A 22,434-nucleotide genomic window follows, 5' to 3' on the forward strand; every position below is an offset into this window, starting at 1 on the left:
CGGCCCTGCGGCGCCGTGTCCCCGCGGCACGGCGCCCTCAGCCGTACAGCGCCACCCGGTACAGAGCCGCGAGCGCCTCGTCGATGGGATGGGGCCGCGGCACGCCGGAGGAGTCGAGCCTGTTCCACCGCTGGGTGTTCACGGCGACCGCGAGCCGCCGTCTGCCGTCCGCGCGGGTCATGGCGAGCGCTCCACCGCCCCAGACCGTGCCGCCGTGACCCCAGAAGGTGTCCTGGCCGGGTCCCTCCATCGGATGCAGACCGAGGCCGTACTCGATCGTCCTGAGCTCCTGCGAGACGACCGGCACCGTACGCCGCATCTCCGCCAGTGACGACGGGCCGACGATCTCCCCGGCCGACAGCAGGCCGTAGAAGTCGTTGAGGTCCGAGACGGTCGATATCAGCGACGCCGACGGCCCCACCCAGGACATGTCGAACACGCTGTAGTCGCGGGGCGGGTCGATCATGCCGAACCACGCCTCGTAGAGCCGCGAGTGCGGCCCGTCCACGTGCGGTCCCGAGGGGAAGCCGGTGTCCCGGAGCCCGGCCCGTTCGATGACGCTCTCGGTGATGCACCGCTCGGCCGAGGCACCGGTCACCTGTTCCAGGAGCTGGGCGAGGAGCAGGTAGTTGGTGTTGGAGTACACCCCCGGAGTACCGCCGGGGGAGCCGAACGCGGGCGCCGAGACCCCCATCGCGATCAGCTCGGCGGGGTCGAATCGCGTGAACCGGTGGTCGTCCATGCTCTGGGGTCCGGTGTCCGCGATGGCGGGATACGCCTTGAGCGAGGGGTAGGCGTACGGCAGGTACTCGGCGAGGCCGCTGGTGTGGTTGAGCAGCATCCGGACCGTTGTCGCGTCGCCGCGCGCTCCGGGGACCAGTGCCGGAAGGTACCGGCCGACCGGTGCGTCGAGCCCGATCCGGCCGGCCTCGACCTGCCGCAGCACCGCGGCGGCCGTGAACGTCTTGGTGATGCTACCGACCCGGTGCCGCATTCCGGCGGTGACGGGGCGGCCGGTGGTGAGGTCGGCGACCCCGGCCGCGCCGCGCCAGACCAGATCGCCGTCCCGTACCTCGGCGAACAGCCCCGGCACACCGGCTCGGTGGACGCTCTCGACGGCCGCTTCCAGCGCCGCGGTGTCCAGTGGGTTCTTCACGTCATGCGTCCTTTCGACTTCCCCGGAGGCGGGCTCCGCTCGCGGTCGCCCGACCCCGGACAACAGGGCACGAGTGGTCCGTCGGCCCGACTCGTCGGGCGTTCGGCAGGTCTGTGTTCCATTATGCACGCGGTGCGTGCAACGCCAAGTGCACATATGAGTGCATGGGCAAGTGCATGACCGAGTGCATGGCTAAGCGCACAGGTAAGTGCATAGGCTGGGCCGCGACACGGCGAGAGGAGCGGGATGGCAGGCCGAAGGCGTTGGTCGACCGAAGAGATCCTGGACGCGGCCGCCGAGCTGCTGCGCACGAGCGACCCGGACTCGTTCAGCGTGCGCAAGCTGGCCGGGGCCCTCGGGACCGATTCCTCCAGCCTCTACCGGCACTTCCGCAGCAAGACCGAACTGCTGCGCGCGGTCGCCGACCGGATTCTCCTGACCGCCATGGACGGCTACCGCCCCGAGGGCGACTGGAGGCAGCGCGTCACGGCCCTGGCCCTGCGGGTGAGGGAGGCCTTCGGCCAACAGCCCCAGCTCGCCTCGGTCTGGGGACGCCACGCGTCGAGCGGCACCGGTTCCCGCCTCGTCATGGAGGAGGCGCTCCAGGCGTTGCGCGCGTCCGGACTGCCCGATGAGGAGATCCCCGCGCGCTACCACCGGTTCGCGGTCCTCGTCTCCGCGCTGATCGCCTCCGAGGCCGGGGTCGACACCGTCACCCCCGAGGAGCGCGAGCAGGGCCTGGAGCTGTTCCGCGTGGCGGTACTGGGCGCGGACCCCGAACGCTTCCCGGCCCTGGCCCACTTCGCCCGGGACATCCGCCCTCTCGTCGTGGACCGCCGCGCCGCGTTCGAGGAGATCCTCGCCGCCCAGCTCGACGGGATCGAAGCCGCGGTCCGTACGGGCCGGCCCCGCGGCCCGGGAGCACCGGCGGACGGCGGGCTCTAGCTTCGGGGGGCGCGCCGGGTGTCCGTCGGTGGTTCGGCGGCATGATGGCCCGTATGCGCATCCGTATCGACGCCGACGACCTGCCCGGCCGCACCTGCCCCGCCCCCACCGGCCGTGGCACCGTCCCGGTGTACGACAACATCCACGTGGCTGTGCAACGCCGGGACCGTCCGGCCGAACTGCTCGATCCCCAGCCCGGCGACGGTGCCCGCGCGACCTGGACGCTCGACTGCACGGCCACGCCCTCGCCGACGGGGATCGAACTGACGGGCCCCTATGTGCAGCGCCGCCTGGGGCACCTCTTCGTCTATCTGTCCTGGGGCACGGTCGACGAAGCGGGGGTCTTCAGCATGTTCCGCCGCGCCAAGCTGATGCTCGACGCCGTCCCCTCCGACGTGCTCGCCGAGGCCGCCCGTGAGGGGCTGCTCGTCGGGCGGCTGGGGCTGACCGACGCGCACGGCAATCCGCGATGCGCCCGCGTCATGCCGCCGGACATCGAATGGACGGCCGAAGCCGCCGTCTGACAACCGGAGCCGTCTGACAACCGGAGTCGTCCGGCGACCGGAGTACGGCCGGGGCGCCGGTGCGCCCGCCGGCCCCGTCCATGTCGGTCGCGCATCCGCGCTTCGAGTTAGAACCTCTAACGAAAGCTCTTGACGCTCACGCCTGTCGGTTATAGCTTCTAACTAAAGCGATAGCAGATAACTCGCACGGAACGCAGTGGAGGTCGTCATGAACGCCGAAGGGCTCGTCGAGGTCGTCCTGCCGGGCAAGGTGGAGCCGGAGGGGCTGGAGATCCGGCACGGCGCCGTGCCCGTCGCGGGCCCCGGTCAGGTCGTCGTCCGGATGGAGGCGACCGGCGTCTCCTTCGCCGAACAGCAGATGCGCCGCGGTCGGTACTACGACCAGCCGCCGTTCCCCTTCGTGCCCGGCTACGACCTCGTCGGCACGGTGCTCACCACCGGCCCGGGAGTGGACCCCGGCCTCGTCGGCACCCGGGTCGCCGCCCTCCTCAAGGTCGGCGGCTGGGCCAGCCATGTGCGCGTGGACGCGGCCGACGTCGTACCGGTGCCCGACGGGATCGGCGCGGCGGAGGCCGAGACCGTGGTCGTCAACGGCATCACCGCCTGGCAGATGCTGCACCGCAAGGCGCGGATCCGCGCGGGCGGGACCGTTCTCGTGCACGGCGCCAACGGCGGCGTCGGATCGGTCCTGGTCCAGCTCGCGCGCGCCGCCGGAGCCAAGGTCATCGGCACGGCCTCCCCACGCCACCACGACGCCCTGCGGGAACAGGGCGTCGTCCCCGTCGACTACCGCACCGGGGACGTCGCGGCACGCGTACGCCAACTCGCGCCCGGCGGGGTCGACGCCGTGTTCGACCACGTCGGAGGCCGCAGCGCCGTCGACTCCTGGCGGCTGCTCGCCCCCGGCGGGACGCTCGTCTCCTACGGCAGCGCCTCCACCCGCGACGACACGGGGTCCAAGCAGTGGCCCGTGCTCAAACTGCTCGGCCGGGTGTGGCTGTGGAACGCCCTGCCCAACGGCCGCCACGCGTACTTCTTCAACATCTGGGCCGGCCGTGCCCTGTCCCGGAGCCGCTTCCAGGCGCGGCTGCGCGCCGACCTCGCCCAGGTCTTCGGCGCCCTCCAGCGCGGTGACGTCACCGCGCGGATCGCCGCCCGGCTGCCGCTGACCGAGGCGGCCGAGGCCCTGCGGCTGGCCGAGTCCGGCACCGTCGCCGGAAAGGTCGTCCTCAACCCGTAGGGCCGGACCGTCGTTCCGCGGCGCGGTTCCCTAGGGCCGCTACTCGACGACCATCTCGCCCAGCAGGGACCAGTCGTCCTGCGGGATCTTCATGTTCACGATGCGCGGTGTCGAGGTCAGGTGCCGGGGCAGGGCCTGCTGGGCGGCCTTGAAGTGCGCGGACTGGACGTGGGACGCCCCGGCCTCGTCGTCCCGGAAGGCCTCGACCAGGACGTACTCCGTCGGGTCGTCAAGGCTCCGGGACCAGTCGAACCACAGACAGCCGGGCTCGGCGCGGGTGGCCGCGGTGAAGTCGGCGGTGATCTCGGGCCACTTCTCCGCGTCCTCGGGGCGGACGCTGAACTTGACGGTGATGAAGATCATGAGGGCTCCTCGCGTCGGTGTCGAGCCATTCTGCGCCGCTCGCGGCGGGTGAACACCAGGGGCCTGCGGGCCGATCAGGGGAACCCCCGCGTCCGGATCGCTCCCGTCCGGCACCCGGCCTCGAACGGCCTTGCGGAGCCCCGTCAGGCTCTGTATCGTTTTTCGATAACATCGATAATCGATATGGGGGAGTCATGGCGAGGGTACGCAATCCACTGGAGCCGATGTCGAGCGCGGTCACGATGATCGTGGCGCTGTTCGCGGCGGTGACGGTCCTGGGCGTGTTCGGTTCGATGTTCATGGACGGAGTCAGCGTCCTCGGCATCGGGGACACGACGATCTGCGTCACGGACACGACGACGACGGTGGGCGCCGACGACGAGTCGTCCCCCATGGGGTTCAGGGCGGCGCCGGGGGTCTCGATGGGCCTGGACGCCAACCCGAGGTTCTGCACCGACGATCCCAGCGCGGTTCAGGGCCTGCTCAACACCGCGACCCAGCTTCCCTCCTTCGTCTTCACCGTCGGAGCGCTCCTGCTTGTCCTGCGACTGATCAGAGGAGCCGAGGGCGACGGCCTCTACACCGCGCGGACGGCGCGGCGGCTGCGCAGCGTGGGCTGGTGGCTGCTGGCCGGAAGTGTGCTCGCCGCGATCACGGAGTCCGTGGGCGAGAAGGCGCTGATCCATTCACTGAGCAGAGGCGGCGATGTCAGCGCCCTGTCCGGGCTCGTCTCGTGGGACGCTCCGTACATGGCGATACTCACCGGCCTCGGCGTCCTCTCCTTCGCACGGATCATGCGCGTCGGCGTCGCCATGCGAGAAGACCTCGACGGAACGGTCTGATGCCCGAGGACAAGGAGGAGCACGCGATCGAGGTCCATCTCGACCGTCTGCTCGCAGCACGCGGGATGACCCTGGCGGAGCTCGCGGACCGGGTCGGTGTCACTCATGTGAACCTGTCGATCCTGAAGAACGGCCGGGCCAGAGCCGTACGGTTCACCACGCTGACCCGTCTCTGTGAGGTGCTGGAGTGTCAGCCGGGCGACGTCCTCAGCTACCGCCCGCCCGAGCGGGGGACCGGAGGGACCGTCATGTGACGGCCCGTTCACCCGGTCCGGGCGCGTCCGCTTCGGGCTGTTCGTCGGTGAGTTCGGGCTCCAGACCTTCACCGACCTCGGCCCGGCGCCTCCCGGTGTCGGCCCGCCAGGCCTCGAACGCCCAGGCGGTGAGGGTGACGACGGTCAGGCCGAGCAGCCAGCCGCCCAGCACGTCGCTGAACCAGTGGACGCCCAGCGCGACGCGGGTGAAGCCGACACCGACGACGGAGAGCACGGCGGCGCCCCAGCACAGCGCACGCCAGGAGCGCGGCACCAGGGGCAGCAGGACCAGCAGCAGGATGGCGAACGAGGTGGTGGCCGTCATCGCGTGGCCCGACGGGAAGGAGAACCCGGGCGCCCGTGCCACCGGATCCTCCAGCGACGGACGTGCCCGCTCGACGACCGTCTTCACCAGGAGCCCGATGAACCCGCCGGCCACCGCAGTGACCGCGGACCACGCGGCCAGACGCCAGGCCCGGCGGTACACGAGCCACACCGTCAGCAACGCGACAGCCGTACGCAAGGTGACCGGATCCCAGACCCGGTCGGAGAGGAAACGCAGCGTACCCGTCCAGGCGGGATGTCCCAGGGCGATCTCGTGGAGCCGGCGGGCGGCGCCCGCGTCCAGCCGGCGCAGGGGCTGCCATCTGCCCTCGATCAGGACGAGGAGCAGCCCGAACGGCACCGCGGTGATCGCGGCCACCGCGGCCGAGCCGAGCAGTCGGGCGCCGAACCGGCGGTCGGCCGCCCGTCGGCGCTCCCGCAGCTTCTGGATCGTCACGCGCGCCGCCATTCAGACTCCCGGATCGGGTTCGACCGGACCGGGGCGACGGGCGCGCGAGGCTTCGAGCTGCGCGGCGAAGGACAGTCCGAGGAACAGGGCGATCGAGGTCAGATAGGCCCAGAGAAGGAGGGACATGAAGGCGCTGAGGGGGCCGTAGACCGTGTCGAAGCTGCCGCTGACCCCGAGGTAGAGACTCAGCAGCCAGGTCAGCGCCGTCCACAGCACCAGGTACACGGCGGCGCCGAAGACCAGCCAGGTGTAGCCGGGCTGGCGGCGGCGGGGTGAGCGGCGGAAGATCGCGCTGGCCGAGATGAGGGCGAGGAGCAGACCGGAGGGCCAACGCAGGACATCCCAGGCGGTCTTGGCGGCTCCGTCGAGGTGATAGACCGTCACGACGGCGGACGCCAGGTCGCCGCCGGCCACCATCAGGACGAAACCGAGGCCGAGCGGGATTCCCGCGCTCAGGGACATGACCAGGCCGCGCAGATACTTCCGGTGGAAGACGCGGTCGCGCTCGTTCCCGTAGATCCGGTTGGCACCCCGCTCGATCTGGCACATGGCGGTGGTCACGTTGACCAGGGAGAAGGCCAGTCCGAACCACAGGGCGACCTGCGCCCCGTCGCCCGCCGTGTGCCGGCTGCGGCGCAGCGCGTCGTCGACGACGTCGGCGCTCGGGCCCGCGGCGATCCGGCGGATCGTCAGCTCGGCGACTCTGCCGATGTCCTCGGTGTGCATGACCGAGGACAGGCCCACGAACGCGATGGCGAGCGGGATCAGGGCCAGCACCGTCTGGAGGGCGAGCGCACGGGAATGGCTGAACCCGTCGGCGTAGCGGAACCGGACGAACGCGTCGCGCAGCAGGGGCCAGCCGCCGTAGCGGCGCAGCGACGCGAGGGCTTCGTCGGCGGAGAGTTCGTCGCCGGACATGGCGTGGGTCTCCGGGACCTTCGTCGCGGTACCCATTCACTTCTCCCGGGAGGGCAGCATGACGGTCAGCGCGCCGGGGACGACCTCGGCGGTGAGGCGCTGGCCCGGGCCCACCGGGTCCCCGTCGAGTTCCCTGGACTGAGGCGTGTCGAAGGTGAGTTCGGCGCGCTGGAAGGTGAAGAACTCCACGGGGACCTCCTGGTGGTCCTCGCCCGCTGCCGCGAGGGTGTGCGCGGTGGACGGCCGTTGAGGTGTGGCGCGCCCGCGGAGCAGTGTCCGCAGGGCCCGGAGCCAGCCGCCCGGTCCGCGCGGGTCGAGGACGAGGAGGTCGAGCTGTCCGTCGTCGGGGCGGGCGGCGGGCAGCAGCGTGACCCCGCCCTGCACGGTTCCGACGTTGGCGACGAGCACCATGCGGGCTGTGCGGCGGAACGCGGGGGCTCCGTCGAGCCGGATCGTCACCCGCATACGTGGTGTGCGCAGGGTGCCGATCCCGGCCAGTGCGTAGGCCGGCCAGCCGAGGGCGGCCTTGGCACGAGGATCGGTGTGCTCCATCATCGCGGCGTCGAGACCGGCCCCGGCCATCGCGGCGAACCGGGTGGCGGTCAGGCCGTCGCCCTCGACGGCCGCGAGGTCGAGCGGGTGCGGAGCGCCTGTCAGCGCGGCTTCGAGCGCTTCGACCGGGGAGAGCGGCAGACCGAGATTGCGGGCCAGCAGATTGCCGGTGCCGCAGGGGACGACGGCCAGGGGGACGCCGCTGCCGGCCAGGGCGTCGGCGACCGTGCGGACCGTTCCGTCACCGCCGCAGACCACCACGAGCGTCGCGCCCTCGCGGACCGCTCGGGCCGTCTGTCCGGCCCCGGGATCGTCCGCGGTGGTCTCCAGGAACACGGGGGCGCGGTGGCCGTGCCGTTCGAGGGTCCGTCGTAGTTCGTCGCGCTCGGACGCGTCGGTCACCGTGGGATTGAGGATCACGGCGGTCGTGCCGGGCGGACGCTCCTCGACGGCCGGTGCGGTGGGCGTGCCGCCCGTGGACGGCGCCGCGGTCACGGACGGGTCGACCAGCAGGGCGCGCCCCACGATCAGCAGGGACAGCCCGCCGTTGACGAGGCCGCCCAGGACGTCGGTGGGGTGGTGCATGCCCCGGTAGAGCCGGGCGGCAGCCACGAGCAGCGGCAGGAGCAGCAGCAGCCCGGCCACGACCCTGCGCCACGGCCCCCGGACCCGGGAGAGCGCGAGAACCGCCAGACCCGCGTAGAGCGCGGTCGCGGCGCCGGTGTGCCCGGAGGTGTAACTCGACGTGGGCGGCGACGCGTCGAGGCGGTCCACGTCCGGCCGGTGGCGGTCCACCGACTCGGTGATGGCCAGGAAGACCAGCGACTGCAGCGAGACGGCGACGGCGAGGAAGACGGCCTGACGCCACATCGGGAGGCGGGGTATCAGGAGCAGCCCCACACAGGCCGCGAGCGTGATGGCCACGACCGTGAGGGTGTTGCCGGCCTCGGAGGCGACGGACGACAGCGCGGTGAGGGTGCCGGTGCGGACGTGTTCGAGGCGCTCGTTCACGGTGTCCTCGGCCGTCAGCGGCCACAGCCCGCGGGCGGGACCGGTGATCAGCAGTCCGAGGCCCACCATCGACGCGGCCTGGCACGCGGTCAGCGCGGCGATGCGGGCGGCGGTCCGGCCGGTGCCCCGGGGCAGCGCGAACGAGCGGGCGGAGCCCACGGCTTCGGTGCGGCTGACGGTCGGTCCGGCGGCTCTGTCCGGTACGGCGGTCGGCATCGGGTCTCCCAGGGGCAGCGCGTTACGGCCGGATTCCGCCCGGGACGCGCTTCCTCCCGGGTCCACGGCCGTCTGCCCCGGATCGCCGCGAACAGGCCTGTCACGACGTGCTTCCGGACGAGACACGGTCCGCCCCGGGTGGCGCGACCACGCGGTCGCGCCACCCGGGGCGGTCGTGTTCCGGCTCAGCCGTGGTACGTGATGTAGCCGTTCCCGTCGCGGTCGTTGGCCGACTTGGTGTACGAGTGGACGTCGGCGCGGGCGCCGGACGACTTGTACAGGTAGATGCTGTCCTTATCGTTGTTCCAGATGAAGTTGCAGTTCTGGCGGTAGACGACGTTGGCGGCGTCCGAGTCGGTGCCGTGACCGCCGCGGAGCTTCACGGAGTCCCCGGGCTCCAGGTAGTGGTTCGCCGGGAAGGTGAACTTGTTGCCCGTCGCGTCCTTGACGACGTACCCCTTCAGGTTCACGGTCGTGCCCGACGAGTAGTTCTTGATCGTCAGGTACTCGTTCTTCGTGTTGCCGCTGGAGCAGCTGTTGGAGTCCCGGCCGGGCGCGTCGTACTGGACGGCCTTGATCTTCAGCGCGGACGAATACTCCGTGGCCTGGGCCGGAGCCGTGGCGACGGCGGCGAGCGTGCCGGCAGCGGCGGCGGTGACAGCCAGGGCAGTGCGGATACGCATGAGGAATCCCCCCTCAGTGGTGCGAATGGAGCCCCGCGAGCATACCGATGATGTGATCAATGGATGACGAAGTTGTGAGGGACTCGTAAGACCCTCTGGTCGCGGGCTCGCTGTGACTTCGCCCACCTCCTCTTGTCCGACAAGAAAGGCATACCTAAGTTCTCTCCCATGGCCCCACGAATCCCCCCGCTCCCCAGCGGCCCCGACCCCGAGCTGGTCGAGTTCTCGGTCGACCTCACCGCCCAGGAGGTCCTGCGACAGGCCCAGGTCCTGGCCGTCCTCGGCCCCGACTGGGACCCGATGGAGGTGATGCGCCAGGAGGAGGCCGCGTACGCCCTGCTGTACTCCGGGCTCGACGAGGAGCAGCGGCGCGTGTACGACGACCTCGTCGCGGCCGGCGTGCTTCCCGATCGCGGAGACGGCCGTGCTGCCGCTTGACCCGCAGGCGGACGTCGGGCGGCGCGCCTGGGTGACATGCCCGAACTGCGCGGACAGTCACGGATGCGCCTCCTGCGAACAGCGGCGGTCGTGCTCCGACCACTGGCGCTACCTGCTCTCCACCACCGGAAGCCTCCTCCACCTGCAGTGTCCGTCGTGCACCCATGTCTGGGTCCACGAGACCGGATTCGGCGCCACCCGGTCCTTGTGGAGCCGCATCACGGGCGGTCGCCCCGGGCGCTGACCCGGCGGACCGGCGTCGCGGGCACATCTGATCCGCCCACCCCTGATGGTTCGCACGTCACGGCGGGGTTATCCTCAGGGCCCCAGGCGGGTCGAACTCGTCCGACGCGCCGCTGTGGGAAGATCACAGCCCCGCACGACAGCAGTCCGGGCCGCACGCCATCGCTCGTAGATTCGAGGACGCTCGCGGCCCACCGGTGGATGACGGACCGGCCCGCGCGGGTAAAGACACTCCATGCGCATCTGCGCGAACATCCCACTGCCGAAGGACTGCCGGTCTTGGACCTCCCACACTCAGAATCTCCTGCCGCGCGGCGTCCCGGACGCACCTGGACCGTCCGCATCTCCGGCCACAGCGACCGCACCGCGTCGGTCACGTGCTCCTCTCCCTGCGCCATGCCGCCGCGGTCCCGTGACCTCGCCGCGCTGCGCCGTTTCGCCGAGGCCCACATCGGGGCGCACGCCCGTGCGGCCACCGTGCACGCGGACGCCGCCTGCGCCTGCCGGCAGGCGCAGTGCGCCTCGCACGAGGGCAGCCAGGTGCACTGCATGGGCAGCGTGCTGCTGGTGCTGCGCCATGATCCGGCCATTGCCCAGGTGTGGAACCTGATGGAAGTCTGCGCCGCCTGCGCCCCCTTGATGACGCACACCCGCGTCCTGGGTCGCGCGCTGCCGCGCACCCGCACGCCGTCCGCGCCCTCCGCTCCGGCGGCCACCACCGGTGCCCCCGCGGTCGCTCCCGCGGTTCCCGGCGGCTTCAGCGCTCCGAGCGGACCCGGCTTCAACAGCGCGGACGCGCCCCCGGCACCGTCGCGCCGCCGCTCGGGCGGACGTGGCCACGCCCAGGCCCGGCAGGGCCGACGGGACCAGGGCAGATCACGCGGCTGACCGCGGGCCCGGCCGCGCCCGGCCGACCCGCGGTCCCGCCCGCCATCGGCCCGGCGCCGAGCGCTTGGCGTGACAGAGGTGTGCGCAAGGCCCGGAGCGGGACATTTTCGTGAACGGCACCTGTTCGGTTGAGAGTTCATCATCGACTGAAAGGTGTTGCATGACTTTGCGCAATTCTTGCAGGCGTTGCAAGGTGGCTCGCGCCGCGGCTCCACGGCCGCCGCATTCGCCGACCTGAAGGACGCCTCCATGTTCACCACCAGCCGCTTCGTCCATCCGCGCGGGCTCAGGGCGGCTCTGGGCCTGTCCGTCGCGGTGCTGGGTCTGTCCGGTGCCGCCGGCGCACCCGCCGTCGCGCACGACGCCGGACCGGGCGTCCTCGCGAGCGGTGCCGTCGACGCGACGCCCGTCCCGGACTGCGTCCACTACTACAGCGACTGGCGCTACACGACCGTCGTCAACGACTGTGACACCACCGTGGACGTCACCGTCCAGTACACCGAGTACCAGGACGCGCCGTGCCGCACCCTGCCTCCCCGGGCGATCGCCACCTTCGCCGGCTACGGCCCCCAGCTCAACCACGTCACCGGCCTGAGTGCCTGCACGCCGCCGAGCTCCTGACGTCGCCGGCCGGACGCCGTCACGCCGCCGGGCTGTCCAGGGGGCGCAGCTCGTCGGCGTACGAGACGGAGACGCGGCGCATCAGACCGTCCTCGCTGATGTCGTACTGCCCGAGGCGCCACAGCGGCGGCGAGTAGGCGTGCAGGGAGACCGCGTCGTCGGTGGCGCCGGTGAGGCGGTGGATGTGGTCGGGGCCGAAGCAGAACGACTGGCCCGCGCCGACACCGACGGACAGATGGAGGCCGCCGATACGGGGATTGGACTCGGTCAGCGCGCCCTGGACCACCCGCACGGCACCCGAGGAGATGTCGTGGTCGTGCCAGCCGGTGTCGTTCCGCCGGGTCCAGCACAGCAGCCAGAGGTCGACGTACGCGTCGCGGTGCAGCGAGACGTAGTGCCGCTCCTCGTGGGAGAAGGCGACCAGGTCCCGCCACAGGCCGGGCCGGGCGGCGAGGTCGTCGACGAGCTGCCGCAGCTCGTGCTTGTCGAGCGTGCGGTCCGGCAGGGACGAGTACGTCACGGCGGGGTTCCCTTCCAGAAGTGGTCCGCGGGGCGGCGCTCAGGCGCGGCCGCGCAGCAGACGGGCGGGGTTGACGGTGCGCAGGGCGTGGACGGCGGCGTCCGCGCCCAGGTCGGGGACGACGGGCGGTGCGTAGGGCCGGTCGCTTCCGCTGACGACGCCGTCGATGCCGACGGCCCGGACGAGCGCGTCCACGGCTCCCGTGCCGTACGAGGACGTGTCGTAGAAGACGTCGAAGTCGACCTCGCCACGGCCGCCTCCCCGCGCCGCGAGCCGTTCGCCGTGCAAGGGGGCCAGACCGGCGAGCGCGGCGAAACAGACGCGCAGCCCCGGGTGGCGGGCGCGGCCGAAGGCCCGGAACGCGAACCACGCGGCGTGGAGCTGCTGTTGATAGGGGACCAGAGCCGCCCACCAGGGTGGGGCCGCGGGAGCGGGCGGTGCCGGGCCGGGGTGGACGAACAAGGGCTTGCCGAGCCGGGTGAGGACGTCCAGGAACGGAGCCCGACCGTGCCAGCCCGCCGCGTCCAGGAGCGCGGTGGCCGGGAGTTGGAGACCCACGCAGCCCCGGCGGAGTTCGCGTTCCACCGCCTCGGGGTCCGGTTCGCTCAGGCAGGCGGAGGCCCACACGCCGAAGGGCGCGGGAAGGGCGAGTGCCCCGTCGTGGAAGGCGCTCAGCAGGGGCAGGGCTTCCGCCGCGGGCAGGTGCTCGACGCCCAGCGGGCCGGACAGGGAGACCAGGGCGAGTTCCAGACCGTCGGCGACGGCCAGACGCGTCCGGGCGCCGATGTCGTGGTCGGCCGGATCCACCGCGTAGGGCGGCTCACCCTCCAGGCGCAGCGTCCAGCCGTCGAGGTGCGGCGGCGCGGTGCGCGCACGCAGCAGCTCGACGAGATCCGGTGGCCAGATGTGCTGGTGGACGTCGACGGGCATCCTGAAGTCCTTGAAGAGTCCGAGCGGTCGCCGCGCGGGAGCGTCATGAGTTAAGCGCTTCAGTGATGCGCTTAACTTAAACGGTTAACAACCGGTTGTGTCAATCACTCGCCCGTACCGCGGGCGCGGCCCGGTAGGCTTCCCGGCATGGTCAGGCCCCAGAAGCGCACCACCCTCAGGGAGGTGGCCGAGGCCACCGGCCTCTCCACCGCCGCCGTCTCCTACGCCCTGCGCGGCAAGCAGGTCTCCAAGGAGACCGAGGAACGGGTGCGCAAGGCCGCCGCCGAGCTCGGCTACGAGGCCGACCCCATCGCCCGGGCCCTCGCGAGCGGCCGCACCAGCATGGTCGGCGTGCTCGCCGGCGACCTCCAGGATCTGTGGCAGCAGCAGCTCATGGCGGCGATCGGCCGGGAACTCCTGGCGGGCGACCGCTACGCCCTGATCCTGGACGCGGGCGGCGACCCCGACCGCGAGCTCGTTCTCGCCAAGCAACTGCGCGACCAGCGTGTCGACGCCCTCGTGGTGTCCCCGGTGAACCCCGCGGCGAAGCAGTGGTCGGCGATCGCCGACGCGCTGCCGGTCGTCGCCGTCGGCGACTCGCTGGGCCGGGCGCGCACGGCCGGACAGGTCATCTTCGACAACCGGGCCGGGATCGACGCCGTGCTGGAATACCTCCACGGTCTCGGCCACCGCAGGGTGACGGTCCTGACCCCGACCCGGCCGAGCACGCCCGACCGGCCCGCCGACGTGTATGTGCGCGAGGCGGCGGACCGCATAGGGCTGCTGGCCGAACTCGTGCCCTGCCCACAGGAGTTGGGTGCCGCGACCGTCGTCGCGCGGCGGGTCCTGGACGGGGAGCGGCGCGCCACGGCCGTCTTCTGTTTCTCCGACTCCCTGGCCTACGGCGTGTACGCGGCCGCGGCCGAGGCGTCACTCGTCGTGGGACGCGACGTCTCCGTGGTCGGCTTCGACGACCACCCCGTCTCCCGGGTCCTCGCGCCGCCGCTGACCACGGTCGGCTGGGGACTGGCGCAGATCGCCGCGGAGGCCGCCCGGTTGACCGCGTCCGCGATCGAGGGAAAGCGGGCGCGCAAAAAGGCGATCCTGTGCGCCCCGGCCATGTGCGTGCGCGGTTCGGCCGTGGCCGTGTGACGGTCACCATGGCGGCGGGACAGCCGGGCGGGTGCCCGTGACGTCAGGGGCAGTGGTACGTGAGCTTCGTCGACACAGTGCGGTGCACGGGGGAGAGCAGGCGCAGCTCGGCGCGTGCCGCGTACCGGCCGTCGCCCTGGAACGTCCACAACAGGTGCATGCGCGCCTGCTTCTGATCACGCGCCAGGTCCTCGTGCAGGATGTCCGAGGCCGTGCCGTCGCTGCGGACCCAGCGGTACGTGAGCTCACCGGCCCTGCCGTTGGTCGACACCGTGGCCGTGATGTCGGTCGTCTCGTCGCAGCCGGGGGACGGTGACGCGGCGGAGACCGTGACGTCGTCCACCGCGAGGGACGGCGGGGAGCGGTGCCACAGGAGGAACGCGACGACGGCCAGCAGCACCACGCCCGGCAGCGCGTGCCGACGCCAGGTCCGGCGCCGTACCCGCACGGGCGGGGCGACACGGCCGATCCGGCGCATGGTGTCGGCGGTCACGCCGGGGCCGAAACGCAGCAGCGTGCCCTCGACCCGGTCGGGCCGGACCTCCCCGGCCGTGCCGCCCGACAGCTCGATGGTCGCCGAGTTCTCGGTGAGGGCGAGGGTGTCGGAGGAGTCCGGCCGCTGGATCCAATGGCTGGCCAGCACGGTCGCGCTGTAGTCGTCGTCGGGGGAGGAGGCGCCCGAGGCGCTCTGGTTCTGGTTCATCCGATCGAACACCGCCGGGTGAGAAGCTGCTCCCAGCCGCCGCCGTCGGCGGAGGCCGGCTGGGTCCTGGCCTGCACGCCCCAGTAGCAGCCCGTGCCCTGGAACGTGTGGTCGAGGGCGATGGTGTACTGGGTCGCACCGCTGCGCCGGTACGTCTCCGCCGCCCCGTCCTGCGTTCCGGACTGGCCGCTGACCTCACCGGTGAACCACGCGACCGTGAGCGTGACCGGCCCGGTGCCGTCCGTCGTGACGGTGACCGTCGCCGCCGCCGTCGAGGTCCCCGTCTGCCGGAAGCCGCTGAACACGACGGACTTGACGCCGACGGTGGGGGAGGGCGACGGGGAGGTCGTGGTGGGCGAGGCCGACGTCGTGGCCGGCGTCGTCGGCGGTGCGAGGGTGGCCGACGCGGACGCGCTGGTGGTGGCGGACGCCGACGTGGACGGCCCGGCGGTGGAATCCGTGGCCGAACCGGACGGCGTGGGCGAGGCCGACGTGGACGACGAGGCCGACGGCGTCGGGGAACCGGAGTCCGCCGTCGCCGTGGGGCCGCCGTCACCGGTCGGCTGCGCGCTGGTGGTGGCCAGTGCCTCCGCGGCCCTACGGGGTGTGCCGAAGTCCGGGGCGTGCCGGTCGATGCCGTACGTCAGCAGGAGGGCCGCGACGAGCGCCGCGACGGACACCAGGAGCGAGCGGAGACTCGGCCGCCAGATCCGGAGCCAGTCCGGTGTCCTGGCGAGGATCGTGCGCGCGGTGTCCGTGGCGTGACGCGGCACGGAGGGGGCGGAGGGAAGCAGCAGAAGGAACAGGGCGGCGAGCGCCGCCAGTTGCCGACGGCCGCGCTCCTCCCAGTCCGGACCGTACGCTCCGCCGGCCGTCGCCTCGAGTTCCGCGACGAAGTCCTCGGCGTGGGCGGGCCGTTGTCCGGGCGCCTTGGCGAGACCCCGCTGCACGAGCGAGCGGACCGGCTCGGGGACCTCGTCGGCGGGAATGACTCCGTCCACGTGCTGGAGGGCGAGTTCGGCGAGGTTCTCGCCCGTGTAGGGCTTGTGGCCGGTCAGGCACTCGAAGAACGTCGCGGTCGCGGCGTAGACGTCGGCGGCCGGCGAGGCAGGCGCGCCGGTCCACTGCTCGGGAGCCATGTACGACGGCGTGCCCGCGATGCCGGCCGTGGTGCCGTCGGTGGCGGCGATCCCGAAGTCCACGAGCTTCGACGTGCCGTCGGGGCGGACGAGGACGTTCTCCGGCTTGTAGTCACGGTGGACGACGCCGACGCGGTGGGCGTCGGCGAGGCCGAGCAGCGAGCCCTTGAGCAGGACGAGAGCGGCCTCCGGGTCGAGCGGGGCCTGCTGGGCGAGCAGGACCCGCAGGCACACCCCGTCCACCAGTTCCATGACGATGGCCGCGCCGTCGGGTCCCTCCACGTACTCGTAGAGACCGGCCACGTGGTCGCTGCGCAGCCCGCCGAGCAGCCGCGCCTCCGCCCGGAACTCCTGTACGAAGCCCGGACGCGTGCGCAGCGACTCGCTGAGGTACTTCACCGCGACCGGATGCCCGGTCTCCTCGTGCACGGCCAGCGCGACGCGACCGCTCGCCCCCGAACCGAGCTCGCGGGACTCGGTGTAGCCCGGTACCGCCCATGTGCTCATGACTCATGCCTCCCCGAGACGTGGGGCAGTCCGGTCCCCACGCGCTCCAGTCAGGTGCTGAGACACGATCGGGGCCGCTTCGGTTGCAGACGGCGCGGAACGGATCGTGGGGTGTACGTCACCCCAGTTCGGCGAGGTCCTCGGCGGTCAGTTCCAGTGCTCCCGCGGCGATGTTCTCCTCCAGATGTGCCAGGGAGCCGGTGCCGGGGATGAGGAGGATGCCCGGAGAGCGGGCGAGCAGCCAGGCCAGCGCCACCTGAGGCGTCGTCGCCCGGTGGCGCGCGGCCACGGCCTCCAGGTGCTCGGCGGTGACGGGCTCGAAGCCGCCGACCGGGAAGAAGGGGACGTAGGCGACACCGGCCTCGGCGCAGGCGTCGACGAGGGGATCGTCATCGCGCCGGGACAGGTTGTAGAGGTTCTGGACGCAGGAGATCGGCGCGATCTTGCGGGCCTCGGCGAACTGGTCGGCCGAGACGTTGGAGATGCCCAGGTGCCGGATCAGGCCCTCCTCGCGCAGCGCCATCAGCGCTTCCAGCGGCTCGGCCAGGGAGGTCGCGCCCGCCTCGCCCACATCACCCATCCGGAGGTTCACCACGTCCATCCGGTCCAGGCCGAGCGAGCGAAGGTTCGCCTCGACGCCCCGGCGCAGATTGCCGGCCGTCAGACCCGTCTTCTCCGCCGCGGGCAGCGCGATGTCGGCGCCCTCGACCAGGGCGCCCACCTTGGTCACGATCACCAGGTCGTCCGGGTAGGGGTGCAGCGCCTCCCGGATCAGCTCGTTCGCCGACACTCCGTCGCGCGCGTAGTAGTACGAGGTGTCGATGTGGTTCACCCCGAGCTCCACGGCGCGTCGCAGAATGCCCAGCGAGGTTTCCCGGTCCGGCCGCTCGCCCCGCGGCCAGCCGGTCAGCTTCATCGTGCCGTAGCCGATACGCGCGACATCCAAGTCGCCGCCGAATTCCCATCGTTCAGTCGTCACGACCACCACCTTAGGCGGTGTCCGCGACGTCGCGGCCGCCCGGCGCCGGAGCCGAGGGCCGGGTTCGGGCCCGGCGGCCCGGAAGCCGTGTCGGTCGTACCGCCGAGTCGTTCGAGGACAAACCGGGACACACGCGAGACGCTGCTCCGGGGCAACCGGTCGGACCCGGCATCCGGGTCACCCCGTTCCCCGGCCCTCACCGCCTCGGCCCCCGTACGAAGGAGTCATCCGTGACCGAGTCACCGTCCACCCCGGCGACCGACGACGCGTACCGCTTCGAAGACCTGCGCGCGCTGTTCATCAACTGCACCCTCAAGCCGGCACCGGCGCTGAGCCACACCGAGGGGCTGGTCGACAAGAGCAGCGCGATCATGGAAGCGCAGGGCGTCACGACCGAGGTCGTACGCGCCGTGGACCACGACATCGCGCGCGGTGTCTACCCGGACATGACCGAACACGGCTTCGCCGCGGACGACTGGCCCGCCATCCAGGAACGGGTGATGGCCGCCGACATCCTCGTCCTCGCGGGGCCGATCTGGCTCGGAGACAACGGCTCGGTCACCAAGCAGGTGGTCGAGCGGCTCTACGGTTCCTCGGGGGTGCTCAACTCCGCGGGCCAGTACGCGTACTACGGGCGTGTCGGAGGCTGCCTGATCACCGGCAACGAGGACGGCGTGAAGCACTGCGCGATGAACCTCCTCTACAGCCTCCAGCACCTCGGCTACACCATCCCGCCGCAGGCCGACGCGGGCTGGATCGGGCCGGCGGGACCCGGCCCGTCGTATCTCGACCCGGGTTCGGGCGGTCCCGAGAACGACTTCACCAATCGCAACACCACGTTCATGACCTGGAACCTGATGCACATGGCGGCCCTGCTGAAGCGGTCCGGGGGCATTCCCGCCCATGGCAACCAGCGTTCGCGATGGGACGCGGGCTGTCGTCCGGACGCCCCCAACCCCGACTACCGCTGAGTCACAGACTCCGTGCGGGCCAGTTCAGCAGCCGGGCGCCGATGACGGCGGTCTGCAGCGTGTAGCGGTGTGCGGGGTCGACGGGGTCGGTGCCGGTGAGCTGGTGGATGCGTTCGAGGCGGTACGTCAGCGCGCGCACGCTCAACGAGAGCCGGCGGGCCCGCCGCGGCGGCGACGCAGCCCGTCTCGAAGTACGCGGTCAGCGTCTCCAGGAGGGGCTGGGCGCCGCCGCGGGCCGAGGTGAGCGGTCCCAGCGCGACGAGGACCGGATCGGCCATCGCCTGGCGGTCCCGGGTCAGCACCGGGTACACGAGCAGGTCGGCGGCGCGCAGGACGGGCGCGTCCAGTCCGAGACGCTCGGCGAGTTCGAGGGCGTTCAGCGCCTCCTCGTAGGACTGGACGACCCCGCCGGGTCCGGGCCGGGGCCGGCCGACGGCCACCCGTCCGCCGCCGGCGGCCGCGTTCGCCTGCTGGGCGAAGTGGGTGAGGACGTCGTCCTGGTCGCCGGGTGCGATGCACAGCATCCTGCCGTCCTTCGTGGTGAACAGGATGCTGCGGTCGCCGAAGCGGGCGATGAGCGCCCGCTCCACCTGGCGGGGTACCGGCGCCGACTCGTCGTAGGCCGTCGGGCCCTGCGCGACGGCGACGGCGTGTGTGGGGGAGAGCCGCAGACCGAAGCGTTCCGCGCGCTCGGCCAGCCGGCCCAGGTCGCTGCGCCCGTAGAGGAGGTCGTCGATGAACTCGCGCCGGGCGGCCTCCTCCTTGCGTACGGCGAGGAGCTGGGCCCGGCCGTAGCCCTCGGCGAAGGCGTCGATGACCTGTTGGACCGCGGCCGGCGCGCCGTCGGCCGAACCGGGTGAGGCGGGCCAGGCGGCGCGGGCGGCGGAGAGGTGGGCGCTGATGAGGGCGGGCAGGGACTCAGGGGGCCGGCCAGTTGCGCAGCAGGGCGTCCAGGGCGTCCAGGACGCGCGCCCAGCTCTCGGAGGAGTCGGGGGCACTGTGGCTGAAGCCCCCACTCGACTCCAGGCTCACATAGCCGTGGAACACACTGCCCAGCAGACGGACGGCATGGGTCTCGTCCGGTTCCGTGAGGTCGTAGCCCCGCAGGATCGCCCGCATCATCCGCGCGTGCTTGACGCCCGCGCTCGCCGCCGCGGTCTCGGGGTCGAGCGGCAATCGGGCGGCGGCATAGCGGCCGGGGTGTTCCCGGGCGTAGTCGCGGTAGACGTTCGCGAAGGCGGTCAGGGCGTCCCGTCCGGCCCGTCCGGCCAGCGCGGCGGCGCCCCGCTCGGCGAGTTCGTCCAGGGCGAGCAGGGCGATACGGGTCTTGAGGTCCTGCGAACTCTTCACGTGCGAGTACAGACTCGCGACCTTGACGTCGAACCGCCTGGCCAGGGCCGAGACGGTCACCTGATCGAAGCCGACCTCGTCGGCCAGCTCCGCTCCCGCCCGTGTCAGGCGTTCGGCGTTCAGTCCCGCGCGGCCCATGTGCTTCCTCTCTCTCGCCCTCTCCCTCGGCGTAACTGATTATGCATTTGCCTAAAGCCTTTAGGCAAATTACCGTGAGTCTTATGAAGCCGTTGACCGAGCAAGAGATCCGTACCGCGTTCGTGAACTGCACCAAGGGTGAGGCGAAGCGTCTGTCCGTCCCGCGCGACCTGGCGGAGCGGCCCTGGGACGACCTGGACTACCTCGGCTGGCGGGACCCTCAGGCGCCCGATCGCGCCTATGTCGTGGCCGAGCTGGGCGATGGGCTGAAAGGCCTCATGCTGCGCTGTCCCAGCGCGATGGTGGGGCAGCAACGGCGCAGCATGTGCTCGATGTGTGTGACCACCCACACCGGAGGCGTCTCCCTGATGGTCGCGCCCAAGGCGGGGAAGGCCGGGCAACAGGGCAACTCGGTCGGCGCCTACCTGTGCAGCGACCTCGCCTGTTCGCTGTATGTGCGGGGGAAGAGGGACGCGGGCGTCGGAGGGCGGCTGCACGAGTCGCTGACGCTGGAGGAGAAGATCCAGCGGACCGTGGCGAACCTCGCCGCTTTCATCGCCAAGGTGACGGCCTGACCGGAACGGCACGGCATGGCTCGGTGCGGCACGTGCGGTGCGGTGCTGCATGGCATGGCATGGCACGACTCGGTGTGGTGCGGTGGCGGGCCGCGGCGCGAACGCCGCGGCCGTGGCACCGGACTTCACCGATCTCCGCGGGGCCACGAGGCCGCGTGGATGTGCAAGCCCCGTACGGCGAACGGGGTTCGACCGCTTCAGTCGCTGTCCGTCTTCGCCGCCGCCTTGACCTTCGCCTCCGCCTTGACCTTGGGATCGGCCTTTGCGGGCTGTTCCGCGGCGGTCGACGGCGCCGGCGGCTCGTCGGCCTCGACGGCCGTGTAGAACACGGACGTGCCCTGCTTGGCGCGGTGCGCGTGGCTCTTGGCCACGAGGTTCTCGAGGGTCGTCCGGACGACATTGGTCTGGATGCGGCGCTCGGGATGCGTCTGGACCAGTGCCGTGGACACCTCCGCGGCGGAGCGGGGTTCCCGCTGCTCCGTGAGGTAGCGGCGGATGAGTTCGATGAGGGTGGGCTGCGTCGAGGTGTCCTTGGCCGTGGGCCTCTTGGCCGCCGACGCCCGCGCCGCCGTGGCCTTCCCGCTGTCGGCCTTCTTGCTGTCGGACTTCCTGACCCGGGCTCGCTTGCCTTCGGCGGACTTGGCGGGGGCCTTCTGACGGGGCACCGAGGCCGCCGCCGTCGGCTCGGGGCCGGTCCCGACGGGCGCGGCCGTCGCCCCCAGCGCCTGCCGCAGGTTGGTGAGCACGGAGTGGTCGTGCCGCAGAGCGTTCAACTGCTCCTGCAGCGCCTCCATTTCCGCACCGATGCGCTCCTGTTCCTTGGCGTTGCGCTCCAGGTCGGCGACCACCTGGGCCGTGTACTGCGATGTCAGTTCGGTAGACGTTGTTGTGGTGTCGGGCACGATGGGGCCTCTCTTCGGAGCGCGGTCGCCACATGAACACCCCCAGGAAGATGCCGTGGGGCAGGGCGTGTTGGTGTCGGACCGGGCTGCATGGCTGGGCGACCGCACGTGGTGCGTATGCCCCGGCTTACAGATAGTACGGACAGTGTTGGCCCGTTGTTCCCTTCGCGTGCGGGTTCGCCCCAAAGGGGAGTTCGGTTCGTCCCACGGAATTGACTCCCCCAGGTGTCACCCGGGCACCGGAGCGGGCACATGAACCCCGGCCCCAACTCCTCGCCGGGGGCAGGTGTGGAGGGCCGCGGTGGTGTGCCAGGAGTGTCGGTGGTGTGCCGACTGTCCCGGCGGCGGGCGGGTACACGACCCGTACGACAGGGCACGGACGAACGAGCGGGAGCGAGGTCGGGCGATGGCGGTCAGGGCGATGGGCTGGGCGCACTCGTTCCCGGTCTCCGGAGGGGTGCGCGCCGGGCGGCGCTGGACCCGCGGGCACCTGGAGTCCTTGGCGTGGACGGCCGAGGAGCCCGACACCGTGGACGCCGTCGTGCTGGCGGTCTCCGAGCTGCTCACCAACGCCCACGTCCACGCCCACAGCGACGCGCATCTCGTCCTCACCTGGGACGGCGACTGCCTGCACGTGAGTGTCCACGACGAGGACTCCACCCTGCCGCTCCAGCGTGACCCGGAGCCGGGAGCGGTGTCCGGCCGCGGGGTGGGCATCGTGCGGATGCTCGCCGACGAGTGGGACATGAAGTGCCAGCGGCACGGAAAGACGGTCACGGCATGCTTCCGCCCGACCGGCGCCCGACGGGATGACGCCGAGGCTCGGCAGGCTGGTGACGGCGCCTGACAGGGCGGCGCCGAGGCTCGGCAAGAGGGTGACG

At 71.8% G+C, this 22,434-nt stretch carries 26 protein-coding genes and 1 pseudogene; 13 read left to right on the plus strand and 14 right to left on the minus strand.

Annotation, left to right across the window (positions count from 1 at the left end; genetic code table 11):
- Positions 1–37 precede the first annotated feature (37 nt).
- Entirely contained in the window at positions 38–1,156 is a 1,119-nt protein-coding gene (locus ACIQ7M_RS24175; RefSeq protein ID WP_403647778.1) for a serine hydrolase domain-containing protein, read from the minus strand.
- Positions 1,157–1,402: 246 nt separating this feature from the next.
- Here ACIQ7M_RS24175 and ACIQ7M_RS24180 point away from each other — a divergent pair, with 246 nt between their 5' ends.
- The 3 genes from ACIQ7M_RS24180 (at position 1,403) to ACIQ7M_RS24190 (ending at position 3,865) form a co-directional block, all read left to right on the plus strand.
- On the plus strand, positions 1,403–2,101 hold the full coding sequence (locus tag ACIQ7M_RS24180) for a TetR/AcrR family transcriptional regulator (protein WP_403647782.1): 699 nt from the start codon (positions 1,403–1,405) through the stop codon (positions 2,099–2,101).
- Positions 2,102–2,154: 53 nt separating this feature from the next.
- The gene (locus ACIQ7M_RS24185) at positions 2,155–2,625 is read left to right on the plus strand and encodes a DUF5990 family protein (protein ID WP_386986394.1); all 471 of its coding nucleotides are present in this window, start codon (positions 2,155–2,157) and stop codon (positions 2,623–2,625) included.
- A gap of 208 nt (positions 2,626–2,833) precedes the next feature.
- Positions 2,834–3,865, plus strand: coding sequence for a medium chain dehydrogenase/reductase family protein (locus ACIQ7M_RS24190; protein WP_403647786.1), 1,032 nt, complete (start codon positions 2,834–2,836; stop codon positions 3,863–3,865).
- Positions 3,866–3,904: 39 nt separating this feature from the next.
- Here ACIQ7M_RS24190 and ACIQ7M_RS24195 read toward each other — a convergent pair whose 3' ends face one another.
- On the minus strand, positions 3,905–4,228 hold the full coding sequence (locus tag ACIQ7M_RS24195) for a putative quinol monooxygenase (protein WP_403647789.1): 324 nt from the start codon (positions 4,226–4,228) through the stop codon (positions 3,905–3,907).
- Positions 4,229–4,422: 194 nt separating this feature from the next.
- On the opposite strand from ACIQ7M_RS24195, the gene ACIQ7M_RS24200 reads away from it, so the two are divergent.
- A complete protein-coding gene (locus tag ACIQ7M_RS24200) occupies positions 4,423–5,070 on the plus strand; it encodes a DUF2975 domain-containing protein (protein ID WP_403647792.1) in 648 nt (215 codons plus the stop codon).
- Positions 5,070–5,324, plus strand: coding sequence for a helix-turn-helix domain-containing protein (locus ACIQ7M_RS24205; protein WP_386986404.1), 255 nt, complete (start codon positions 5,070–5,072; stop codon positions 5,322–5,324). The genes ACIQ7M_RS24200 and ACIQ7M_RS24205 overlap by 1 nt, the downstream gene beginning before the upstream one ends.
- Here ACIQ7M_RS24205 and ACIQ7M_RS24210 read toward each other — a convergent pair.
- The 4 genes from ACIQ7M_RS24210 to ACIQ7M_RS24225 form a co-directional block, all read right to left on the minus strand.
- Positions 5,317–6,117: a phosphatase PAP2 family protein gene (locus ACIQ7M_RS24210; protein ID WP_403647795.1), complete on the minus strand. Its 801-nt coding sequence runs from the start codon at positions 6,115–6,117 to the stop codon at positions 5,317–5,319. The two genes, ACIQ7M_RS24205 and ACIQ7M_RS24210, sit on opposite strands and share 8 nt — an antisense overlap.
- Positions 6,118–7,071 (minus strand): YihY/virulence factor BrkB family protein, encoded by a 954-nt coding sequence (locus tag ACIQ7M_RS24215; protein WP_403647798.1) that lies wholly within the window; start codon positions 7,069–7,071, stop codon positions 6,118–6,120.
- Positions 7,072–8,814, minus strand: a complete 1,743-nt coding sequence (locus ACIQ7M_RS24220) for a diacylglycerol kinase family protein (RefSeq protein ID WP_403647801.1) — start codon at positions 8,812–8,814, stop codon at positions 7,072–7,074.
- A gap of 185 nt (positions 8,815–8,999) precedes the next feature.
- A complete protein-coding gene (locus ACIQ7M_RS24225) occupies positions 9,000–9,497 on the minus strand; it encodes a lamin tail domain-containing protein (RefSeq protein WP_403647804.1) in 498 nt (165 codons plus the stop codon).
- Between the two features lie 168 nt (positions 9,498–9,665).
- Between ACIQ7M_RS24225 and ACIQ7M_RS24230 the strand changes: the two genes are divergently transcribed.
- From ACIQ7M_RS24230 to ACIQ7M_RS24245, 4 genes are all read left to right on the plus strand, one after another.
- The gene (locus tag ACIQ7M_RS24230; RefSeq protein ID WP_386987940.1) at positions 9,666–9,935 is read left to right on the plus strand and encodes a DUF6400 family protein; all 270 of its coding nucleotides are present in this window, start codon (positions 9,666–9,668) and stop codon (positions 9,933–9,935) included.
- Positions 9,922–10,179, plus strand: coding sequence for a hypothetical protein (locus ACIQ7M_RS24235; RefSeq protein WP_386987938.1), 258 nt, complete (start codon positions 9,922–9,924; stop codon positions 10,177–10,179). The genes ACIQ7M_RS24230 and ACIQ7M_RS24235 overlap by 14 nt, the downstream gene beginning before the upstream one ends.
- 395 nt (positions 10,180–10,574) lie before the next feature.
- Positions 10,575–11,066 carry a hypothetical protein gene (locus ACIQ7M_RS24240; protein ID WP_403647809.1) on the plus strand — a complete coding sequence of 164 codons (492 nt, stop codon included), beginning with the start codon at positions 10,575–10,577 and terminating at the stop codon, positions 11,064–11,066.
- Between the two features lie 249 nt (positions 11,067–11,315).
- A complete protein-coding gene (locus tag ACIQ7M_RS24245) occupies positions 11,316–11,687 on the plus strand; it encodes an alpha-amylase (RefSeq protein WP_403647812.1) in 372 nt (123 codons plus the stop codon).
- A gap of 19 nt (positions 11,688–11,706) precedes the next feature.
- Here ACIQ7M_RS24245 and ACIQ7M_RS24250 read toward each other — a convergent pair whose 3' ends face one another.
- Together ACIQ7M_RS24250 and ACIQ7M_RS24255 are read right to left on the minus strand one after the other, a co-directional pair.
- Positions 11,707–12,207, minus strand: coding sequence for a cysteine dioxygenase (locus ACIQ7M_RS24250; RefSeq protein ID WP_403647815.1), 501 nt, complete (start codon positions 12,205–12,207; stop codon positions 11,707–11,709).
- Positions 12,208–12,246: 39 nt separating this feature from the next.
- Positions 12,247–13,137 (minus strand): amidohydrolase, encoded by an 891-nt coding sequence (locus tag ACIQ7M_RS24255; RefSeq protein ID WP_403647818.1) that lies wholly within the window; start codon positions 13,135–13,137, stop codon positions 12,247–12,249.
- Between the two features lie 147 nt (positions 13,138–13,284).
- Between ACIQ7M_RS24255 and ACIQ7M_RS24260 the strand changes: the two genes are divergently transcribed.
- Positions 13,285–14,289, plus strand: a complete 1,005-nt coding sequence (locus tag ACIQ7M_RS24260) for a LacI family DNA-binding transcriptional regulator (protein WP_386987926.1) — start codon at positions 13,285–13,287, stop codon at positions 14,287–14,289.
- Positions 14,290–14,332: 43 nt separating this feature from the next.
- Here ACIQ7M_RS24260 and ACIQ7M_RS24265 read toward each other — a convergent pair whose 3' ends face one another.
- From ACIQ7M_RS24265 to ACIQ7M_RS24275, 3 genes are all read right to left on the minus strand, one after another.
- Entirely contained in the window at positions 14,333–14,992 is a 660-nt protein-coding gene (locus ACIQ7M_RS24265; protein ID WP_403647821.1) for a hypothetical protein, read from the minus strand.
- Positions 14,989–16,638, minus strand: a complete 1,650-nt coding sequence (locus tag ACIQ7M_RS24270) for a serine/threonine-protein kinase (protein WP_403647824.1) — start codon at positions 16,636–16,638, stop codon at positions 14,989–14,991. The genes ACIQ7M_RS24265 and ACIQ7M_RS24270 overlap by 4 nt, the downstream gene beginning before the upstream one ends.
- Positions 16,639–16,756: 118 nt before the next feature.
- Positions 16,757–17,617 carry an oxidoreductase gene (locus ACIQ7M_RS24275; protein ID WP_403647827.1) on the minus strand — a complete coding sequence of 287 codons (861 nt, stop codon included), beginning with the start codon at positions 17,615–17,617 and terminating at the stop codon, positions 16,757–16,759.
- A 230-nt stretch (positions 17,618–17,847) separates the two neighbouring features.
- Between ACIQ7M_RS24275 and ACIQ7M_RS24280 the strand changes: the two genes are divergently transcribed.
- On the plus strand, positions 17,848–18,588 hold the full coding sequence (locus ACIQ7M_RS24280) for a flavodoxin family protein (RefSeq protein WP_403647830.1): 741 nt from the start codon (positions 17,848–17,850) through the stop codon (positions 18,586–18,588).
- A 1-nt stretch (position 18,589) separates the two neighbouring features.
- On the opposite strand, the pseudogene ACIQ7M_RS24285 reads toward ACIQ7M_RS24280, so the two are convergent.
- Positions 18,590–19,502 (minus strand): annotated as a pseudogene (locus ACIQ7M_RS24285) (PucR family transcriptional regulator).
- Between the two features lie 4 nt (positions 19,503–19,506).
- Complete coding sequence (locus tag ACIQ7M_RS24290; protein ID WP_386987908.1) at positions 19,507–20,076, minus strand: TetR/AcrR family transcriptional regulator; 570 nt, start codon at positions 20,074–20,076, stop codon at positions 19,507–19,509.
- An 83-nt stretch (positions 20,077–20,159) separates the two neighbouring features.
- Here ACIQ7M_RS24290 and ACIQ7M_RS24295 point away from each other — a divergent pair, with 83 nt between their 5' ends.
- Positions 20,160–20,651 (plus strand): FBP domain-containing protein, encoded by a 492-nt coding sequence (locus tag ACIQ7M_RS24295; protein ID WP_403647834.1) that lies wholly within the window; start codon positions 20,160–20,162, stop codon positions 20,649–20,651.
- Positions 20,652–20,848: 197 nt separating this feature from the next.
- Here the strand turns inward: ACIQ7M_RS24295 and ACIQ7M_RS24300 are convergent, their stop codons facing one another.
- On the minus strand, positions 20,849–21,553 hold the full coding sequence (locus ACIQ7M_RS24300) for a hypothetical protein (protein WP_403647837.1): 705 nt from the start codon (positions 21,551–21,553) through the stop codon (positions 20,849–20,851).
- Positions 21,554–21,959: 406 nt separating this feature from the next.
- Here ACIQ7M_RS24300 and ACIQ7M_RS24305 point away from each other — a divergent pair, with 406 nt between their 5' ends.
- Entirely contained in the window at positions 21,960–22,400 is a 441-nt protein-coding gene (locus ACIQ7M_RS24305; protein ID WP_403647840.1) for an ATP-binding protein, read from the plus strand.
- The last annotated feature ends 34 nt before the right edge of the window (positions 22,401–22,434 follow it).

The sequence above is a fragment of the Streptomyces sp. NPDC096324 genome, from assembly GCF_044763015.1.
GTDB lineage: Bacteria > Actinomycetota > Actinomycetes > Streptomycetales > Streptomycetaceae > Streptomyces.

Bases quoted from the DNA above. Each gene is read 5' to 3' on its own strand.
- ACIQ7M_RS24180 (WP_403647782.1), top strand. From the start codon at position 1,403: ATGGCAGGCCGAAGGCGTTGGTCGACCGAAGAGATCCTGGACGCGGCC.
- ACIQ7M_RS24185 (WP_386986394.1), top strand. From the start codon at position 2,155: ATGCGCATCCGTATCGACGCCGACGACCTGCCCGGCCGCACCTGCCCC.
- ACIQ7M_RS24190 (WP_403647786.1), top strand. From the start codon at position 2,834: ATGAACGCCGAAGGGCTCGTCGAGGTCGTCCTGCCGGGCAAGGTGGAG.
- ACIQ7M_RS24195 (WP_403647789.1), bottom strand. From the start codon at position 4,228: ATGATCTTCATCACCGTCAAGTTCAGCGTCCGCCCCGAGGACGCGGAG.
- ACIQ7M_RS24200 (WP_403647792.1), top strand. From the start codon at position 4,423: ATGGCGAGGGTACGCAATCCACTGGAGCCGATGTCGAGCGCGGTCACG.
- ACIQ7M_RS24205 (WP_386986404.1), top strand. From the start codon at position 5,070: ATGCCCGAGGACAAGGAGGAGCACGCGATCGAGGTCCATCTCGACCGT.
- ACIQ7M_RS24210 (WP_403647795.1), bottom strand. From the start codon at position 6,117: ATGGCGGCGCGCGTGACGATCCAGAAGCTGCGGGAGCGCCGACGGGCG.
- ACIQ7M_RS24215 (WP_403647798.1), bottom strand. From the start codon at position 7,071: ATGGGTACCGCGACGAAGGTCCCGGAGACCCACGCCATGTCCGGCGAC.
- ACIQ7M_RS24220 (WP_403647801.1), bottom strand. From the start codon at position 8,814: ATGCCGACCGCCGTACCGGACAGAGCCGCCGGACCGACCGTCAGCCGC.
- ACIQ7M_RS24225 (WP_403647804.1), bottom strand. From the start codon at position 9,497: ATGCGTATCCGCACTGCCCTGGCTGTCACCGCCGCCGCTGCCGGCACG.
- ACIQ7M_RS24230 (WP_386987940.1), top strand. From the start codon at position 9,666: ATGGCCCCACGAATCCCCCCGCTCCCCAGCGGCCCCGACCCCGAGCTG.
- ACIQ7M_RS24240 (WP_403647809.1), top strand. From the start codon at position 10,575: ATGCCGCCGCGGTCCCGTGACCTCGCCGCGCTGCGCCGTTTCGCCGAG.
- ACIQ7M_RS24245 (WP_403647812.1), top strand. From the start codon at position 11,316: ATGTTCACCACCAGCCGCTTCGTCCATCCGCGCGGGCTCAGGGCGGCT.
- ACIQ7M_RS24255 (WP_403647818.1), bottom strand. From the start codon at position 13,137: ATGCCCGTCGACGTCCACCAGCACATCTGGCCACCGGATCTCGTCGAG.
- ACIQ7M_RS24260 (WP_386987926.1), top strand. From the start codon at position 13,285: ATGGTCAGGCCCCAGAAGCGCACCACCCTCAGGGAGGTGGCCGAGGCC.
- ACIQ7M_RS24265 (WP_403647821.1), bottom strand. From the start codon at position 14,992: ATGAACCAGAACCAGAGCGCCTCGGGCGCCTCCTCCCCCGACGACGAC.
- ACIQ7M_RS24270 (WP_403647824.1), bottom strand. From the start codon at position 16,638: ATGAGCACATGGGCGGTACCGGGCTACACCGAGTCCCGCGAGCTCGGT.
- ACIQ7M_RS24290 (WP_386987908.1), bottom strand. From the start codon at position 20,076: ATGGGCCGCGCGGGACTGAACGCCGAACGCCTGACACGGGCGGGAGCG.
- ACIQ7M_RS24295 (WP_403647834.1), top strand. From the start codon at position 20,160: ATGAAGCCGTTGACCGAGCAAGAGATCCGTACCGCGTTCGTGAACTGC.
- ACIQ7M_RS24305 (WP_403647840.1), top strand. From the start codon at position 21,960: ATGGCGGTCAGGGCGATGGGCTGGGCGCACTCGTTCCCGGTCTCCGGA.